The sequence below is a fragment of the Agrobacterium sp. CFBP 3001 genome (assembly GCF_027871605.1).
GTDB lineage: Bacteria > Pseudomonadota > Alphaproteobacteria > Rhizobiales > Rhizobiaceae > Agrobacterium > Agrobacterium leguminum.
The window spans coordinates 196208-213238 of record NZ_JAQAHD010000007.1 but is presented as its reverse complement, the minus strand read 5'-3'; the positions used below and the strand labels follow the sequence as shown (position 1 = coordinate 213238).

Sequence of the window (17031 nt, the reverse complement as noted above, 5' to 3'; positions counted from 1 at the left end):
GGGCCGCGACTACCTCTCGGTCAAGCTCGACGATCCGAGTTTCCCGGCTCCGATCTACGCCACGCTCGCCGAAGTCGAAGGCGAAGACGGTCTCCAGCTGATCTGGTCGCGGCCCAACCGCGACTGAGGTCCTCGAGGCTCCGCCCATTGGGCGGAGCCTCTCCCGCCAAAGAGAGAAGCCGGAACCAGGCATTGAGCCCGGTTCCGGCTTTTTGGGTGCCATACGGAAACGGGGATAGCCGCTCAGATCGCCCGATGGTGCCGGGCCGGGATGGCGGCCTCAAGGACGAGCGGTACCCCCCAAATTTCAGGCCCGGTCCTGCGGCCCGATCCAGAAATTCGGCTCCCCCACTCGCCGCCTCCGGCGGTCGCTATCGCGATCCCTGACCCCGCCATCCCGTCCCGCCCTGCGAGCTCGTCTTTCACGAACTCAAGGAGATGAAACCATGACGATCGAACAGCACATCGAAGAAATGCGTGCCGAGCTGAACAACGCATGCGACGCGGCCGAGCGCCGCCAGATCGAGGGCGAGCTCGAACTCGCCCAGGCCGAGCTGGTCGTGGAACTCGCCGAACAGGTCGGCGCCATCGATGCCGAGCCGCCCTTCTGAGGCGGCTTCTCTCCTCGTTATAAGGCCGAGCTTTGCTCGGAAATTACCTTTCCCGATTCCAACGCTTTCCGCCTGGGGAGCACCGCGTCGTCGCATCTCTCCTTTCGACAGAGCTGTCATCTCTATCAGGGGACGGTGCAGCCCTTGCGTCATGCCACAACCTTGCGCCGCCAGAATTTTCCCCGCCGCCCGCGGCTCCTCGCCCAATCAAAATTCAGGCGGCTCCAGGTTCTTCGCTTGCGCTTCGACCGTTCCGGTGCGGCCCTCCTTCGAGGTCTGCTTTCGATCCCCGCGATACCAGCAATTCGAAAGGAGAACCTACCATGCAACAACTCGCAAAATTCCTCGCAGCCACCGGCCGCCGGCTCGGCAGTCTCGCCAAAGTGATCTGTCATTTCTTCCGCAAGGGAAAGCTCGGGCTGAAGCTCGCAATCAAGATCCCGTTCCTCGTCGAGATCGAGGTTTCGTTCGAGACCGACTGGAACCGGCGCGAATGAGGCGCCATGGCCGCCCTCGGCGGCCCTTTCCTTCGTTCCGGCTCGGGCGTCATCGTTGGTCACCTGAGAGGACGCTGGGCAAAAGTCCTCGGTCGATAGCCCCGCGCCCTCTTCTGCCGCGTCAAGTCGAGGAATAGTCTGACCGCTTCTTCCTCCCGCCCGAAATGATGAACCATCATCTGCCCTGATGTCCCGATCCTCCCCCAACGTCGTATCAGGCAGGTTTCCCCGAACAGCGACAAGGAAATCTGCATAGCGTAGAAGCGTGCCATGTTCTTTGCGGCGTCAGTTCGCTCGATGTAGAGCTGGTAGGGTTGTGTCACCATGTTCATAGAGTCGCCGATCGCCGACAGAGCGTCCAACGACAGTTTTGAATCATTGAAGGCCAATCGATTCATTGCGGTGATGCTTCTTGACGCCTGAGTGATTGTCGGGGCGAGACGGCGTTGCCGCACGGCTCTAGTCGCTGCCGCTCCCGGAGCCCAATCGGTCTCCGCGCATCCGCGTGACGATCCTCTCGCGAAAGGCATACGCGCCATTCCTATGCGATCATTTACAGTATCCCGGGCGCTTCGAACGCGGCTCCGAAAGTCATCCCGCGGCCTCATCCAGCCGACATTGTTCAAACTTTAATTTAATTTTCATTCTCTCTGAATAACTATTGTCGCAATCAGGTTCGACTTGGCGAAGCATCTGCGGATCAGGCACTGCAGCGCAATGAGAGAAAGTCAGAGGCATGGCAGAAATTATCGACTTCCCCTTGGAGCGCAGCTTCAGCACTGAACAGCGTGCCCTGATCGACCAGATGGAAGAAGAGGGCGCCCGCTTTCTCAAGGCGACCGAGAGCTTGCTTGGCGTGCTGCGGCAAGCCGAACGCACGCAGAAAGCAATTCTCGCCTACCAAGCCGAGATCAAAAATCGGGGTGGAGGAACGCAGCAGGCAGCCAGTCGCAAAGAGGGCGACGGTTCCGCAGCTGGCGACTATCGCAGCAGCACTATCCGATATGCATCCGATGATTGAAAGTTTTCGACTGGGTGGCGATCGTCGCCATCGTGACAATACGTGAGGGAAGAGACCGTGCTTGGGTTCGCAAAACAGAAACAATATGTCTTCCTGCTTGGGGCGGCACTTCTCCTCAGCCATGGCGCGCGAGCCGAAGACGTCGACTTGATGACCGGGGTGGTCCCCCGTTCGGGCGCTGAAGGCATGATACCGGCCGATCAATTCAAGAAGGTCAGCCCCTGGAAAATCGGGATGAGCCATTTTGGCGTCAACGCCAATACGTGGGCTGCTCAAATGGCCGCTGAATCGCAGGCGGCCGCCAAGAGCGATCCGCGCATTTCGCAGTTCGTGCTCCTCGATGCAAATCTCAGCCAGGCCAAGCAGATCGCCGACATCGACGAGCTGATCGCCCAAAAGGTCGATGCCATCATCATAACGCCGGTTTCCCCGACGTCGGCCGACGCCGGCATCGAGAAGGCGGTCAATGCCGGCATTCCCGTCATCGTCCATACAGGTCTTACCAAAACCGACAAATACACGGTCGATATTCAGGGTGGCGGCGAGAACTTCGGAAAGGTTTCCGGAGAATTCCTCGTCAAGGAACTTGGCGGCAAAGGCAACATCTGGGTCCTGCGGGGACTTCCCACCCATCCCGAGGACATCAATCGCTACAAGGGCCTGCTCGAAGCCATCAAGGGCACCGATATCAAGATCGTCGCCGAAGATGCCGGTCTCTGGTCGTATGATTACGGCCACAAGGTTTGCGAGACCTTCTATCTCGAAAACCCGAAGGTCGACGGCATCTGGTCGTCGGGCGCCGACATGAGCCGTGCATGTATGGATGTCTTCCAGCAATATGGCGCTAAAGTTCCCCCGATCACCGGCGAGGTGAACAACGGCTTTCTCCAGAAATGGATCGAAAGCGGGGTTGATGCGGTCGCCACCGAATACGGGCCGGAACAAGGGGCCGCGGCCGTTCGCGCAGCCGTCGCGCTGCTTGAGGGCAAGGCCATTCACAAGCGCTATGTTTACGAGCCTGACGGTTGGGACATCCAGAAGGCAAAAGCGAACTACCGCGCTGACCTGTCAGAGAAATTCTGGATGCCGAGCAGTCTGAGCGACTCCGACCTCAAGGCCCTGTACGGCAAGCCCTGAACGCTTGCTTGCCCCTGACGTTCACCTGGTCCGGCGAACGTCAGAAGTCGATGTCATCAGTGTAATTACTCAACCCACTCTATCGCGTGGCAGGGTCAGTGTGCCCGCGATCGCCCCGATTCCAAGGAGCCGTCTTCATGACACCAGCAGCAACGAAATCCAACGACCGACGTAATTTCGGAATTGCCGGACGGTTGACGACGGCCTTTGTCGGCATTGCGATCCTGGCCGCCATCGCCGGCGGCTCGTCCTCATGGTATTCAATGGAAAGCTCCGGTATCGTCAAGGAGCTCGGCGATCGGACACTGCCGACGGTAACCGAATCCCTCGCCTTCGCTCAAGAATGCGCGATTCTTCTCGCAGAAGCGCCGAATCTTGCCAATGAGCCGGATCTCGCGTCGCTCGACGCAAGCTCGAAGCGTCTGGAAGCCATCCTCGTCAGTCAAAATGGTCGATTGGCGACTTTGCGTAACCTCGGAGTGGCATCGGAGCTCCTCGATTCCGTAGACAAGACAAGCCAAAGCCTGGAGCCCAAGCTCAATCAGCTGACAGCCATTTCGGCCGACCGGATCAAGTCGAAGTTCGGCATGCAGGAGGGTGTGACCCGCGCGCTATCGCGCTACAAATCATTGTCCTCGATGCTCCGCAATGCGCAGGCCTCGGCGGCGGACAGCGTCGAGCGGTCGCGCGCCCTGACCGATCTTCAGATGGCGGCCGCCCAGATATCGACCCTGATGTCGGCCATACCCAATGCATCGGAAACCGAATTGACCGCGATCAAGGATCAATATGATGCCACCGGCAAGGAGATCGACAGCATACTCGCCCGTCTGAAAGCCTCAGGCGGCAGTACTGCTATGCAAGTGCTCGTAAAAGCGCTCCTGGACGAGGGCACGGGTCCTCAAGGGCTGTTTGCGCTTCGAGCCGACCAGGCCAAGCTCAACGGCCAGACCGCTGATATGCTCAATGATATGACGGTGACCTCCATCATCCTTGGTGTCGACGTCAAATTGATCGCGGCGAAGGAAAAGCAAGCCGCCCGACATGCTGCGGAACTGTCGCGGGGAATGACCCAGCAGACCGTCGCGGTCAACGCTGCAACGAGCTGCCTGGTGATCGCGGCCGCGCTCATTGCCCTGTTCTACGTCCGGCGTTCCGTGACGCGGCGACTAATCGGGCTCGCCACCGTCATGGGCCGTCTCGCTGCCGGTGACCATTCCACTCTTGTCCCGGTGACCGGCCGTGACGAGATCACCGAGATGGCCGGCGCCGTCGAAGTGTTCCGGGCCAACGCTGTCGCCAACATCCGCCTTGAGCAGGAAGCAGTGGAACAGCGCAATCTCACAGAAGAGGACCGGCGTATTAAGGCCGAGAGCGATCGCCTCCGGGCAGAGGCAATGGCACAAGCCACACAGGGTCTCGGCGAAGGGTTGAAGCACCTCTCCACCGGCGATCTCACCTATCGGCTTTCGCAGCCTTTTGCCGCCGAATTCGAGACGCTGCGCGCCGATTTCAACGGTGCCGTCGGCCAGCTTGCCGAGACGCTGAGAGCCGTCGCGGACGCGGCAAACGCCATCGACAGTGGCAGCCGCGAGGTCAGCGGCAGCGCCGACGACCTATCCAAGCGCACCGAGCAGCAGGCCGCGTCGCTCGAAGAAACGGCGGCGGCCCTCGACCAGATCACGGTGAATGTCGCCAATTCGTCCAAGCGCGCCGACGAAGCTCGCATGATCGCCGCCCAGGCCAATACCAGTGCCGCCCATTCCGGCCAGGTGGTGGCGAGCGCTGTCGACGCCATGGAGAAGATCGAGCAATCGTCGAAGCAGGTCTCCAACATTATCGGAGTCATCGACGAAATCGCATTCCAGACCAATCTCCTTGCGCTCAATGCCGGCGTCGAAGCGGCGCGCGCTGGCGACGCCGGCAAAGGCTTCGCGGTTGTCGCACAGGAAGTTCGCGAACTTGCACAACGCTCCGCTAAGGCCGCAAGAGAGATCAAGGAACTGATCCGAAATTCCTCGGTCGAGGTACAGAGCGGCGTCAAGCTCGTCAGCGAGACCGGGACTGCCCTGAAAACCATCGAGGGCTACATTGTCACCGTCAACCATCATATGGACTCGATCGCGACATCGGCCCGGGAACAGTCGGTTGGTCTGGCCGAGGTGAATACCGCCGTCAATCAGATGGATCAGGTCACCCAGCAGAATGCCGCCATGGTCGAGGAAAGCAATGCAGCGAGCGCGACCCTTGCCGGTGAAGCAGGACGGCTGCGCGACCTGATCAGCCAGTTCCAATTTGGCGAAGCCATGCGCCGGCCGGCGCCCGTCACCGAGGCCAGCCCTTCCAACCGGCCGGTCGCATCGCCGGCGCGCCGGATTGTCGGTGCGGTTGCCAAGGCCTTTTCCGGAAACGCTGCCGTCAAGCAGACCTGGGAAGAGTTCTGAGCGGAGCTCACGGCGCATTGACGGAAGGTCTTTTGGCCATCGGAGCTGGCAAGCGGTCGCGTCCTATTCAGGACGCGGTCCTATCTCTCTCTCTGACGTCCCATCTTGCACCCGCCGTGTCGGGTAGCAGCGGGGCATTGCTGCCCCGCCGCCCCCTAAGAACCGGGCGCGCGGATCACTCCGCACCCGGCTCAAGCCATTCTCCAGCGCCACGTTGTGACACCGGGCTCCCCGGCGGTATGTTTCGCGTCCTGACGGCGGGCGAGGTAGTCATCCCATGTGGGATCGAACGGGTTAGCCAGCGCCGGAATTTTGGCATGTCTCTTGATTGGGACAGCCGCTGCACGGACAAGCCCATACTTGGCGTCCTCCGTGCTGAAATCCCATGACTGGCTACCGTTGACCCTGAAATACCTTCTCCTGATCCACCGTGCTCCTTTGTTAGGGTGTCGTCGGCACGCCCATCTCCAGAGCATGCGCCAGATGTAGAAGTCTATCGAAGAGAAGGTCGCCTTCGCCACGACATGGCGGTGATACATCGCCCATCCCCGAATGATCGGGTTCAGCATTTGTATCAATCCTTCCTGCGCGATGGCGGCGTTGCCTTTGATGATTCTCCGGACCTTATCCAGCAGCGCCTTGACGCTGTGTTTGGACGGCGTGATGAGAAGTTTGCCGTTGTACTTTCGCACATTCTGGCCCAGAAAATCGAAACCATCCGCAATGTTCGTGATTCTGCTTTTCTCGTCCGAGAGTTCCAGTCCACGAACAGCCAGGTATTTCCTGATCGCCGGCAAGACCTTGTGTTCCAGCACCTCTTTCGATGCACTGGTTACGATAAAGTCGTCGGCATAACGGATGACGTGGGGCTTGGCTTTTCGGTACGTGGATTTCGACGATCCCACGCTTGCATCGACTGCGGCCTCAAGCCCATCCAACACTCTGTTAGCGATTGTGGGCGAAATCACGCCCCCTTGCGGGGTTCCCGCCCGCGTCTCGAACAGAGTTCCCTCTTCAACATATCCGGCTTGAAGCCACTTCCGCAGGATCGCCTTGTCCATAGGCATATGCTCGAGGATGTAATCATGGCTGATTTCATCGAAACAGCTTTTGATATCGCCCTCTAGAACCCACGTGGCGGACTTCCGTCTTGCCAACGTGATGAAGCACTGCTCAATGGCGTCGGCTGTCGAGCGTTTGGGCCGAAATCCATAGGAATTCGGGTCCGCCAAGGTCTCCGTCACTGGTTCCAGCGCAAGCTTCCATAAGGCTTGCATTGCGCGGCACAGCATACGGGGTATCCCGAGCGGGCGCTTCTTGCCGTTACTCTTGGGAATATAAACGCGTCGCAACGGCATGGTACGGTAGCCGTGATGCCGCAGCGACATTACTCCCTTCCATCTGGCCACCGGGGTTGTCCAGATTTCTCCGTCCACTCCCGGCGTTTTCTTCCCGCGATTCTCCGTCACCCGCTTCACAGCCAGCATCTTGCCGCTGTGCGAGCGGGTCAGCAGACGTTGCAAGGCTTTTACCTTGCCCCATCGGCATTCGCGAGTGGCCTTGGCGATACGCACTTGAAGTCGCTTCACGGTTGCTTCAATCTGCGACCAGTCTGTCTGATCGCAAATCTGCCCTCCGTGCGAGGACGCACCAGCATTCGCTGCTTTCGCACCGATTGCCGTCATCTGCTTTTCCTCGTCCAGCAATTAGTCATGTTCTCTCGCCATGAATGACCGAGCGGAAGTCTGCCCACTTTCGTGTCGGGCGATGTTGCAGCCCGTATCCCGACCATTACAGCCGGGCCTTCGCTTTCTCCGCCTTCCTTTACCCACAACACCAACAGCGTTCCTTACGGTTCGCCTGCCGTTACCGGCAGCGCTATGGGCTTACCCTGTTCCGCATGAATCTCAGAGCCAGTCGGACCCTTCCTTTTCGCCGGCAGCTTTCCGTCCATGGAGGTCCAACCGGAAAGGACCACACCTTGCTGCACACCTTTTGGTTCAAGCCTATCAGCACATTTGGCTTGTTCCTTGTTACGGCGTTTATCGGAAGTTCACTTGTGTTGGTCGTCATTGCTCATCCCTTGCACCTCACCGCCTTTGTGCTGGCAGTTTCCACTTCGCCTCACGGTTCGGTGGACCGGTCACCCGGTGGTTACGTTGTCCCCGAAGCTCCACACGGAGTCGTTGCCAACTTCGCATGTTCGGGTAGGGAACGACCGATGGAACGGTCGGTTTCGTAAAGTTCACATCACGTGTTCTCCTCTCGAAACAGAGATTCATGCGACTTTCAGGTCGCACTCCGGCGTCAAGGACTGCGCGGCCCCTCCAATTTTCCCCGCACCGCAAGCGGCACAGAGAAAGTCGGTTCCTCCGCTCGCCGCACGGCGGCCGCGTTCCGCGGTCCCTGACCCCTCACGGACTTCGGTGCGGACACTTTTCGTCAGAAAACGAAAAGGAGACCCTGATGACACAGCATCACATCACACAGCCGGTTAGCGAAGAGCGGAAACTTGCGGATCAGCAGCCGACCGGGCTTGAACATCTGCGCAGCAGTTTCGATGCTGAAGTGCACCTTCCCGCCGATATCTCGCGCGAGTTTCTGTCTGCGGCGCTGCTTTGGGCCATCGACAACAAGGTCGATTTCGGTTTGTTCCACGAGCCCGGAAAGATCATCATCGCGCACTTCGGTGGTGATGAGATCTACCTCCCCTCCCGGTGGTCCGACAAACGATGGCACATCGGCCTTGAGGACAAGGAGCCTTTCGACCCGGGCGATTGAAGCCCAGACCAGAGGCGGCTTACCGCCTCTGGTCTTTGCCTTTCGCTTGAGCCGTTCCTGCCGGATCGACCGGCCGAACCGGCTATGAACCCAAGCCCCATCCCTCTCTCCTGGCAGCGGAAGACGATGATGGTTGTCACTGCCCCTGGCACCAGCCATGTCGAGCGCCATCCCATCGCCGGGCAAGGCCTTCGTTGATCAAAACATCGCCCAGCGAATTGCCCGCACGAGATACGGTTCGGAGTTTGCGTCCATACTTGTCCTCGTCGCGGAACCCGGCAGACAACGAAAATCTTCCGGCGTTGAGCAGCGTCAACAGTCGCGACTTTGCCGCTTCACCTTTGATCCGTTCAGCCTCGCAGCGGGGCGGGCTGAGTTCAGGCGTATCGATGTCGGCGATGCGGATTTTCTGGCCGTTGAACCAGAAGGTGTCGCCATCGACGACGCAGTTCGTCCGATGACTGTCGCCGCACAGTTCGAACGATGCCGATAGCGCGTCTTGTGCAGGCGCTTTGACGAAAGCAGCAGCGCTGTCGAGATGGCCGTTGCGATCGAGGTATAGCCAGCCGACGGCGCCGATCACCGCGGCCCAGACAATCGTGGTCGGAAATCCTCTGCCACGACCCGGACGGCGGCGGCGCGGCGTCGAGCGCGACGCATTGTTGCCGGGACGCTCGCTCGCGACCTTCCGATTTTTCCTGAACGGTATGACGTTCTTTTGCACCAAGCTTTTATCCCTCTTCGCCGGCAGACCTTACAGTCGGAGTGGTTTCATCGGCCTTTACCGAAGGCGTCGAATTCGAAGCTTTCTTCTCGCCTCCGCCCGTCGAATGAAACCGGTTCTCGCCAACGCAGACCCTCATATCAGCCCGCCGGAACCAGATGGCGCGGCCGCATCTGAGCGGCGCATTGCCGGCCGTGAACACGATCTGCTCGTCGGCCCGCATGCGCAGGACCTCATGCGGCTGGATAAGCGGTCTGGCGGCAAGCTGCTTCGAGCGTGTTCGCGATGATCCCCTTGCCTGGGAACTGCGGCTGTCCTGGTCGATCTCGACCGTGGTCATGCCGCAACGTTTCGATATGTAATCGGCGGTCTCCGGATCGTTGATCGCCGCGAACGAGATCCAGCTGGCGCTCTCGAACCACTTGCTTGCCGCATCGCGGCCGCCATAGGTTTCGCGCATCTGGCCGATCGACTGATAGATCATCGTGAGGGTGATGCCATATTTGCGCCCGGCATCGCGCGCGGTTTCGAGGATCCGCATGTAGCCGAGGCGGGCGACCTCATCGAGGAGAAACAGCGCGCGCCCCTCAAGCTTTCCGTCGCGATTGTAGATCGCGTTGAGAAGCGAGCCGATGACGACGCGTGCGAGACCCGAATGGGTCTCCAGTGTCTTCAGGTCGATGTTGATGAAGACGTCGGTGTTTCCGGCCGCGATGTCGCTGGTCGAGAATTTCTTGCCGGATACGAGGGCGGCATAATTCGGATAGGAAAGCCAATGCGTTTCCTTGACCGCATTGGCATAGACGCCGGAGAAGGTTTCCGGCGTCATGTTGACGAAGGCTGCGACGTTTTCCTTCACGAAATCCGAGCCCGAATTGTCGTAGATGTCCTGCAGGCGCTTGCGCAATGTCGGCTCCGGCTCAGAGAGATTCATGCGGACCTGCCGAAGCGTCTGATCCTTCTCGTCCGTGTGACCAGACAGGCAGACGTCTGCGATGAGCGCCGTGAGCAGCTGCAGCGCCGACGCGCGAAAGAAGTCGTCACGGACACCGCGCGCGCCGCCGCTGTCGCTCATGATCCATGATGCGACTGACGCGATATCCTCTTCCTTGGTTCCACCGTAACCACCGACCCAGTCCAGGACGTTAAAGCCGATATCCGACTTCCTCGGGTCCAGGACGAACATGTCCCTTCCCGCTCCGCCCCGATGCGCGGAGACCATCGGTGCGACCTCGTTCGATGGATCGAGCACGATCAGTGTGCCGCCCCATTTGAGTGCTGTCGGGATCGTTACCGATGTCGTCTTGAAACCGCCGGAACCGGCAAAGACGATCCCGTGCGATGAGCCGAAAGAACCATCAAAACACAGCAATGTCGATTTGCCGCCAGCGCCCCAGGTTTCGGCGTTGTCGGCTCGAAACGCCTGGCTGCCGACACTGTCTTTGTCGACCAGATAGCGTTCGCCGACAACGATGCCACCGGAATCCGGAAACAGCTTCGCCGCTTCAGTGAGCTTCATCCAATCCGCCTCGCCATGGAGCGCCCGCTTGCCCTGAATGCGTTTCGGCTCGGCCCTTGCGAACGCCGCATTGCCGATGAGCACAACGCGGAATGCGAAGCAGGCACACATGAACGCTGCGCCCGCTCCGATCGACGTTGCCGGATCGAGATAGGCGAAGATCGTCTTGTCGGCCGGCAGCGCCTTCGTGAAAGCAGCAAGGCGCATGGTTTCGCGGGTGGCGGCGATCAGGATCGTCCCGCTACATCCCGCAAGGACACCCCAGCCTGCCTGCTTGATGTTGATCGAGCCGGCACTCGCGAACAGGAACAGGACGCCGATCGCCGCACTTGCGATATAGGGCAAGGCGATACCCGCCCGCCCCCATGCCAAACGTGCGGCCTCGGTCTTGCCGAAGCCGGAGAGCCACTGTTCGATCCCGGTCATTCCGATGATGACCAGGATCATCAACGCCGCTGGCCCGACGACGAGCGCAATCCTATTGATCGTCATTGCCGAAGGCCTCCGCGCCGATTGCCGTCAGCCTGGACCGCTCGCCTTCGTCGCCTTTGATGCGGTGAGCGGCATCGATCAGGGCTCCCAGCAACAGGGCACGCTTCTCGTAGCGCATGCCGGCCTTGACGATCAGGCCGCCGAGCTCGATCTTTTCCCGCGTGTCCTTCTTGCGGGCATCGGATGTTATCGTCCTCGCCATACGCTCAAGCCTCACCAGTGCTGCCCGCGCCCGCGCCAGTTGAGTTCGGCGTGGTTTGCTGCGTGACGGCGCCTGGCCCTCCCCTTTCCTTCCCGTTCGAAGCGCCCTTGCCTCCGCGAAACCGCTTGGCGACTTCCTCGAAAGCCGCCTGAAGCTCCCCTTCCTCAACCTCGATCTCGCCGAGCCCGGCCTTGAGCGCGACCCTGCCGATCCGCTCGGCTTCCTTGGTCTCGGCAATCTTCAGCTGTTCCTGCAGCTTGGCGATTTCGTCGCGGATTTTCGAGGATGGCTTTTTCATTCCGTCTGTCTCCTTGGGTGAGAAAGCTTGTCTTTCGAACCCAGTTTTTCGGAACAGACTGCGGAACGCACTACTGTGAATCCTACAATCGCCAAGGGCGATGCTTTCGTGAATGATCCCGGCCGTTCCAAAGGAGCGGCTTCCAAGGGCGCAATTATACGTCGCTGATGCGACGCCCTTGCTTGAGTCCTGGTCAGGCCTCCCGCTCCCGACGAACTCATTGATTTCGTTTGCAACCGGGAAAGAACTCCGCCGTGGCCGTCCCCCATTTCTCCGTCAGCATCGTTGCCCGCGGCTCCGGCCGCAGCGTCGTGCTTTCGGCGGCCTACCGTCACTGCGCCAAGATGGAGTTCGAGCGGGAAGCCCGGACGATCGACTACACGCGAAAGCAAGGCCTCCTGCACGAGGAGTTCGTCATTCCGGCAGACTCGCCCGAATGGCTGCGTTCGATGATCGCCGATCGATCAGTTGCCGGCGCGTCCGAAGCCTTCTGGAACAAGGTAGAGGCTTTCGAGAAACGATCCGATGCCCAGCTTGCAAAGGACGTTACCATTGCCCTGCCACTCGAGCTGACGTCCGAGCAGAACATCGCTCTCATGCGCGACTTTGTGGAACGGCATATCACGTCGAAGGGCATGGTCGCCGACTGGGTCTATCACGATGCGCCTGGCAATCCGCATGTGCATCTGATGACGACGTTGCGCCCACTGACCGAGGACGGATTCGGGTCGAAGAAGGTCGCGGTACTCGGCCCGGACGGCAAGCCGATCCGCAATGACGCCGGCAAGATCGTCTATGAGCTTTGGGCGGGAAGCACTGAGGATTTCAATGCGTTTCGCGACGGTTGGTTTGCCTGCCAGAACAAACATCTGGCGCTCGCCGGCCTCGATATCCGTATCGATGGCCGCTCCTTCGAAACGCAAGGTATTGACCTCGAGCCAACCATTCACCTCGGCGTCGGCACCAAAGCCATTGAGCGCAAAGCGGGGCAAACCGACCGGACGTCAGAAACGTCGGCTCCCAAACTCGAACGTATCGAAATTCAGGAGGCTCGTCGCAGTGAGAATGCGCGCCGCATCCAGCGCCGTCCGGAGATCGTGCTTGAACTAATCACGCGGGAGAAGAGCGTGTTCGACGAACGTGATGTGGCGAAGGTGTTGTATCGCTATATCGACGATGCCCGTCTCTTCCAAAGCCTGATGGTGAGGATCCTGCAGAGCCCGGAAGCGCTTCGGCTCGAGCGCGAGCGGCTCAACTTTGCGACAGGTATTCGGACTCCTGCGAAGTACACCACGCGCGAGATGATCCGCCTGGAAGCCGAGATGGCCAACCGCGCGATCTGGCTTTCCGCTCGTGCCTCCCATGGCGTCCGTGAAGCGGTGCTGCAGGCGACCTTTGAGCGCCATGCCCGACTGTCGGGCGAGCAGCGGACGGCGATCGAACATGTGGTGGGCGGTGAACGGATCGCCGCCATCATCGGCCGCGCCGGCGCCGGCAAGACGACGATGATGAAGGCTGCGCGCGAGGCTTGGGAAACGGCCGGCTATCGTGTCGTCGGTGGAGCCTTGGCGGGCAAGGCCGCCGAGGGCCTGGAGAAGGAAGCGGGCATCCAATCGCGCACGCTGTCGTCGTGGGAGCTTCGCTGGAATCAGGGTCGCAACCAGCTCGACAACAAGACCATCATCGTGCTCGACGAGGCCGGCATGGTGTCGTCGCGGCAGATGGCGCTGTTGGTCGAAACCGTGACCAGGGCCGGCGCCAAGCTCGTCCTTGTCGGCGATCCGGAACAGCTTCAGCCGATCGAAGCGGGTGCCGCCTTCCGCGCCATTGCCGATCGTGTCGGCTATGCCGAACTCGAGACGATCTATCGCCAGCGCCAGCAATGGATGCGCGATGCCTCGCTCGATCTGGCACGCGGCAATGTTCGCAAGGCTGTCGATGCCTACACCGCTCATGGCCGGATGATCGGTTTGAGACTGAAGGACGAGGCGGTCGAAAGCCTGATCGCGGCTTGGGACCGCGACTACGACCCTTCGAAGACCAGCCTGATCCTCGCACACCTTCGCCGCGACGTCCGAATGTTGAACGAGATGGCACGCGCCAAGCTGGTCGAACGCGGTGTCGTCGCAGCCGGATTTGCGTTCAAAACCGAGCAAGGGATCCGCATGTTCGCCGCCGGGGACCAGATCGTGTTCCTCAAGAACGAAGGCAGCCTTGGCGTCAAGAACGGCATGCTCGCAAAAGTGCTTGAAGCCGCTCCTGGGCGGATTGTCGCGGAGATTGGTGATGCCGAGCACCGCCGCCAGGTCACGATCGAGCAGCGCTTCTACGACAATCTCGATCACGGCTATGCGACGACGATCCATAAGAGCCAGGGCGCGACTGTCGACCGGGTGAAGGTGCTTGCTTCCCTCTCGTTGGACCGGCATCTCACCTATGTCGCCATGACGCGCCATCGTGAGGATCTCGCCGTCTATTACGGCAGTCGCTCATTCGCGAAAGCCGGCGGCCTCATCCCGATCCTGTCACGCCGAAACGCCAAGGAGACGACACTCGATTACGACAAAGCATCGTTCTACGGCCAAGCGCTGCGCTTTGCCGAAGCCCGCGGCATGCACCTCATGAATGTCGCCCGGACGGTCGCTCGCGATCGCCTCGAATGGACCATCCGGCAGAGCTCGAGGCTGGTCGATCTCGGTGTTCGACTCGCCGCTATTGCAACGAAACTTGGCTTCGTCGGCAGCTTCAAAAATTCCCCAATCCAGAACCCGATCAAGGAGGCCAAGCCCATGGTGTCAGGCATCACCACCTTCCCGAAATCATTCGAGCAGGCTGTCGAGGACAAGCTCGCCGCCGATCCCGGCCTCAAGAAACAATGGGAGGACGTCTCGACCCGCTTCCATCTCGTCTACGCGCAGCCGGAAGCCGCCTTCAAGGCAATCAATGTCGATGCGATGATCAAAGACCAGTCGGTCGCGCAATCGACCCTCACAAGGATTGCCGACGCCCCCGAAAGTTTCGGTGCGCTGAAGGGCAAGACCGGTCTTCTTGCCAGCCGTGCCGAGAAGCAGGACCGGGAAAAAGCTGTCGCCAATGTGCCGGCGCTGGCCCGGAATCTCGAACGCTATCTTCGTGAGCGGGCCGAGGCCGAATTGAAACATGAAATGGAGGAGCGTGCGGTCCGGCTCAAGGTTTCGGTCGACATCCCTGCGCTCTCTCCAGCGGCCAGGCAGACGCTCGAACGCGTCCGCGATGCCATCGATCGCAACGATCTCCCGGCCGGCCTCGAATATGCGCTGGCCGACAAGATGGTGAAGGCCGAACTCGAAGGTTTCGCCAAGGCTGTGTCCGAGCGTTTCGGAGAACGGACCTTCCTGCCACTGGCTGCGAAAGACACCAGCGGCAAGACCTTCGAGACCGTCACAGCGGGCATGACGGCTGGCCAGAAGGCTGAGGTCCAGTCTGCGTGGAATTCCATGCGGACAATCCAGCAACTCGCCGCTCATGAACGAACGACTGAAGCGCTTAAGCAGGCTGAGACACTGCGCCAGACGAAGAGCCAGGGGCTCTCGCTGAAATGACGGCGGGAGCAGGAACGTGCCGGGCGATGACCGCGCAACAACGACGAGCGGCTGGGATCATCTTGGTGGCCGCTTTGGTCGGCATACTGGCGATATGCACTGCCCTCACCGGCGGTTATCGCATCAATCTGACCCCGAGCGAGCCACTCGGCCTGTGGCGTATCGTTCCGCTCGGTCGCCCCGTTGCTGTCAGTGACCTGGTATTCATTTGCCCACCGGCAACCGTAGAAATGCGGGAGGCACGAGCGCGTGGTTATCTCCGTTCCGGTTCCTGCCCGGGTGGCGTCGCCCCGCTGATCAAGAGGGTGATCGCCATCGCAGGACAGCAAGTCGAAATCGGCGCCAGCGTGAGTGTCGATGGGCGGGAGATTTCCTCTTCCAGGGTCACGCGGCGCGACGGAAAGGGTCGGCCGTTGACGCCGTCTGCGAGCGGCACCGTTCCGGCAGGCTATGTCTTCCTGCATTCAGCGTTCCCCGGTTCTTATGACTCCCGCTACTTCGGCCCGGTGCCCGCTTCGGGCATTCTCGGTCTGGCGCAGGAGATCCTCACCTATGCGCCGTGATTATCTTCGACCGATGCTGCTGACATTCGCTTCGATCGCGATCGGCGTGGTGGGCTGGAGCGGATATGTGACTCTACTGCCCGTCGCGTTGGCGTTTCCTGTTCTATGGTCGATCGCGCGAACGAGGACGGTCGCGGCGCTCGTGTCGGCCGGATACTTCCTGGCCGCGTCTCGGGGTCTGCCACAGGGCGTTGCTGCCTTCTATTCGTCGGATATCTGGCCGGGCTTTTTGCTCTGGCTATGTGCGTCCCTGAGCTTTGTCATGGTCCATGCCGTCCTCTGGACAAAGAATGCTGCCAGTCGTCCGCTCCGCTATCTCCTTGCGGCCGTCATCATGGCCATCCCGCCGTTCGGCATCACGGGATGGGCGCATCCCGTCACAGCCGCTGGAGTTTTGTTTCCGGGTTGGGGATGGTGGGGGCTGGGGCTTATGACAGCGGGCCTTGCGGGCCTCGTAACCCGCATCTGGCCAGCTGTCGCCATTGCCTTGACTGGCTTTTGGCTGTGGTCCGCCGCAATCTGGACCGACCCGAAGCTACCGGAAGCCTGGCACGGCGTCGATCTGGAGTTGGGAGTTTCGCTTGGCCGCGACACCGGTCTTCAACGCCAGCGTGACATGATCGCAACTGTGCGCCGCGCAGCCGGCGATGGCGCCCGTTTTGTGGTGCTGCCGGAAAGTGCGCTCGGCTTCTGGACGCCAACCGTGGAGCGTCTATGGACGGGCGCACTCGCCCATGGCGATGCCACTGTCATCGCCGGCGCCGCGCTGCTCGACGCTGGCGGCTATGATAATGTCCTCATCGCGATCGACAGGAAGGGCAGCTACATCCTCTATCGCGAACGCATGCCGGTTCCCGGTTCGATGTGGCAGCCATGGCGATCCTGGTTTGGGGAGAGCGGCGGCGCCCGGGCGGGCTTCTTCGCGAATCCGATTGCCTCCATCGGCGCCAGCCAGGCCGCACCACTGATCTGCTACGAGCAACTGATCGTTTGGCCGGTCCTGCAGTCGATGCTGCACGATCCCGACGCCATCCTCGCCGTCGGAAACGGGTGGTGGACCGAAGGCACGTCGATCGTGGCCATACAGCGCGCCGCCACCACCGCCTGGGCAAAACTCTTCGCAAAGCCGCTCGTCATTGCCTTCAACACATGAAAGGAGAC

The 17031-nt window shown here is 60.5% G+C and carries 16 protein-coding genes; 10 read left to right on the top strand and 6 right to left on the bottom strand.

Annotated features, from left to right (window positions below):
• From PH605_RS12055 to PH605_RS12045, 3 genes are all read left to right on the top strand, one after another.
• On the top strand, positions 1 to 127 hold a 127-nt coding region (locus PH605_RS12055; protein WP_271040147.1), incomplete at its 5' end, for a DUF736 family protein.
• 319 nt (positions 128 to 446) lie between these two features.
• The gene (locus PH605_RS12050) at positions 447 to 611 is read left to right on the top strand and encodes a hypothetical protein (protein ID WP_162854483.1); all 165 of its coding nucleotides are present in this window, start codon (positions 447 to 449) and stop codon (positions 609 to 611) included.
• Between the two features lie 323 nt (positions 612 to 934).
• Positions 935 to 1108, top strand: coding sequence for a hypothetical protein (locus PH605_RS12045; protein WP_162854482.1), 174 nt, complete (start codon positions 935 to 937; stop codon positions 1106 to 1108).
• A 59-nt stretch (positions 1109 to 1167) separates the two neighbouring features.
• Here the strand turns inward: PH605_RS12045 and PH605_RS12040 are convergent, their stop codons facing one another.
• Positions 1168 to 1506: a WGR domain-containing protein gene (locus tag PH605_RS12040; RefSeq protein WP_142845041.1), complete on the bottom strand. Its 339-nt coding sequence runs from the start codon at positions 1504 to 1506 to the stop codon at positions 1168 to 1170.
• 338 nt (positions 1507 to 1844) lie between these two features.
• On the opposite strand from PH605_RS12040, the gene PH605_RS12035 reads away from it, so the two are divergent.
• The 3 genes from PH605_RS12035 to PH605_RS12025 all read left to right on the top strand — a co-directional run bounded on the left by PH605_RS12035 (position 1845) and on the right by PH605_RS12025 (position 5710).
• A complete protein-coding gene (locus tag PH605_RS12035; RefSeq protein ID WP_142845040.1) occupies positions 1845 to 2129 on the top strand; it encodes a hypothetical protein in 285 nt (94 codons plus the stop codon).
• 57 nt (positions 2130 to 2186) lie between these two features.
• On the top strand, positions 2187 to 3266 hold the full coding sequence (locus tag PH605_RS12030) for a substrate-binding domain-containing protein (protein WP_236774468.1): 1080 nt from the start codon (positions 2187 to 2189) through the stop codon (positions 3264 to 3266).
• 137 nt (positions 3267 to 3403) lie between these two features.
• Positions 3404 to 5710 (top strand): methyl-accepting chemotaxis protein, encoded by a 2307-nt coding sequence (locus tag PH605_RS12025; protein ID WP_234886492.1) that lies wholly within the window; start codon positions 3404 to 3406, stop codon positions 5708 to 5710.
• A 191-nt stretch (positions 5711 to 5901) separates the two neighbouring features.
• Here PH605_RS12025 and ltrA read toward each other — a convergent pair whose 3' ends face one another.
• Positions 5902 to 7395 (bottom strand): group II intron reverse transcriptase/maturase, encoded by a 1494-nt coding sequence (gene ltrA, locus PH605_RS12020; RefSeq protein ID WP_010900297.1) that lies wholly within the window; start codon positions 7393 to 7395, stop codon positions 5902 to 5904.
• 781 nt (positions 7396 to 8176) lie between these two features.
• Between ltrA and PH605_RS12015 the strand changes: the two genes are divergently transcribed.
• Positions 8177 to 8491: a hypothetical protein gene (locus PH605_RS12015; RefSeq protein WP_077768127.1), complete on the top strand. Its 315-nt coding sequence runs from the start codon at positions 8177 to 8179 to the stop codon at positions 8489 to 8491.
• 136 nt (positions 8492 to 8627) lie between these two features.
• Here PH605_RS12015 and PH605_RS12010 read toward each other — a convergent pair whose 3' ends face one another.
• The 4 genes from PH605_RS12010 to traC form a co-directional block, all read right to left on the bottom strand.
• On the bottom strand, positions 8628 to 9089 hold the full coding sequence (locus PH605_RS12010; RefSeq protein WP_309546352.1) for a thermonuclease family protein: 462 nt from the start codon (positions 9087 to 9089) through the stop codon (positions 8628 to 8630).
• Between the two features lie 133 nt (positions 9090 to 9222).
• Positions 9223 to 11226, bottom strand: coding sequence for a Ti-type conjugative transfer system protein TraG (gene traG, locus PH605_RS12005; protein ID WP_010900298.1), 2004 nt, complete (start codon positions 11224 to 11226; stop codon positions 9223 to 9225).
• Entirely contained in the window at positions 11213 to 11428 is a 216-nt protein-coding gene (gene traD, locus PH605_RS12000; protein ID WP_010900299.1) for a type IV conjugative transfer system coupling protein TraD, read from the bottom strand. The genes traG and traD overlap by 14 nt, the downstream gene beginning before the upstream one ends.
• A gap of 4 nt (positions 11429 to 11432) precedes the next feature.
• Complete coding sequence (traC, locus tag PH605_RS11995) at positions 11433 to 11726, bottom strand: conjugal transfer protein TraC (protein WP_010900300.1); 294 nt, start codon at positions 11724 to 11726, stop codon at positions 11433 to 11435.
• Between the two features lie 254 nt (positions 11727 to 11980).
• Between traC and traA the strand changes: the two genes are divergently transcribed.
• The 3 genes from traA to PH605_RS11980 are packed head-to-tail and all read left to right on the top strand — an operon-like array spanning position 11981 to position 17023.
• Positions 11981 to 15307: a Ti-type conjugative transfer relaxase TraA gene (gene traA, locus PH605_RS11990; protein WP_010900301.1), complete on the top strand. Its 3327-nt coding sequence runs from the start codon at positions 11981 to 11983 to the stop codon at positions 15305 to 15307.
• Positions 15308 to 15333: 26 nt separating this feature from the next.
• Positions 15334 to 15870: a conjugative transfer signal peptidase TraF gene (gene traF / locus PH605_RS11985; RefSeq protein ID WP_236774467.1), complete on the top strand. Its 537-nt coding sequence runs from the start codon at positions 15334 to 15336 to the stop codon at positions 15868 to 15870.
• On the top strand, positions 15860 to 17023 hold the full coding sequence (locus PH605_RS11980; protein ID WP_010900303.1) for a conjugal transfer protein TraB: 1164 nt from the start codon (positions 15860 to 15862) through the stop codon (positions 17021 to 17023). Before traF ends, PH605_RS11980 begins: the two co-directional genes overlap by 11 nt.
• Positions 17024 to 17031 lie beyond the last annotated feature (8 nt).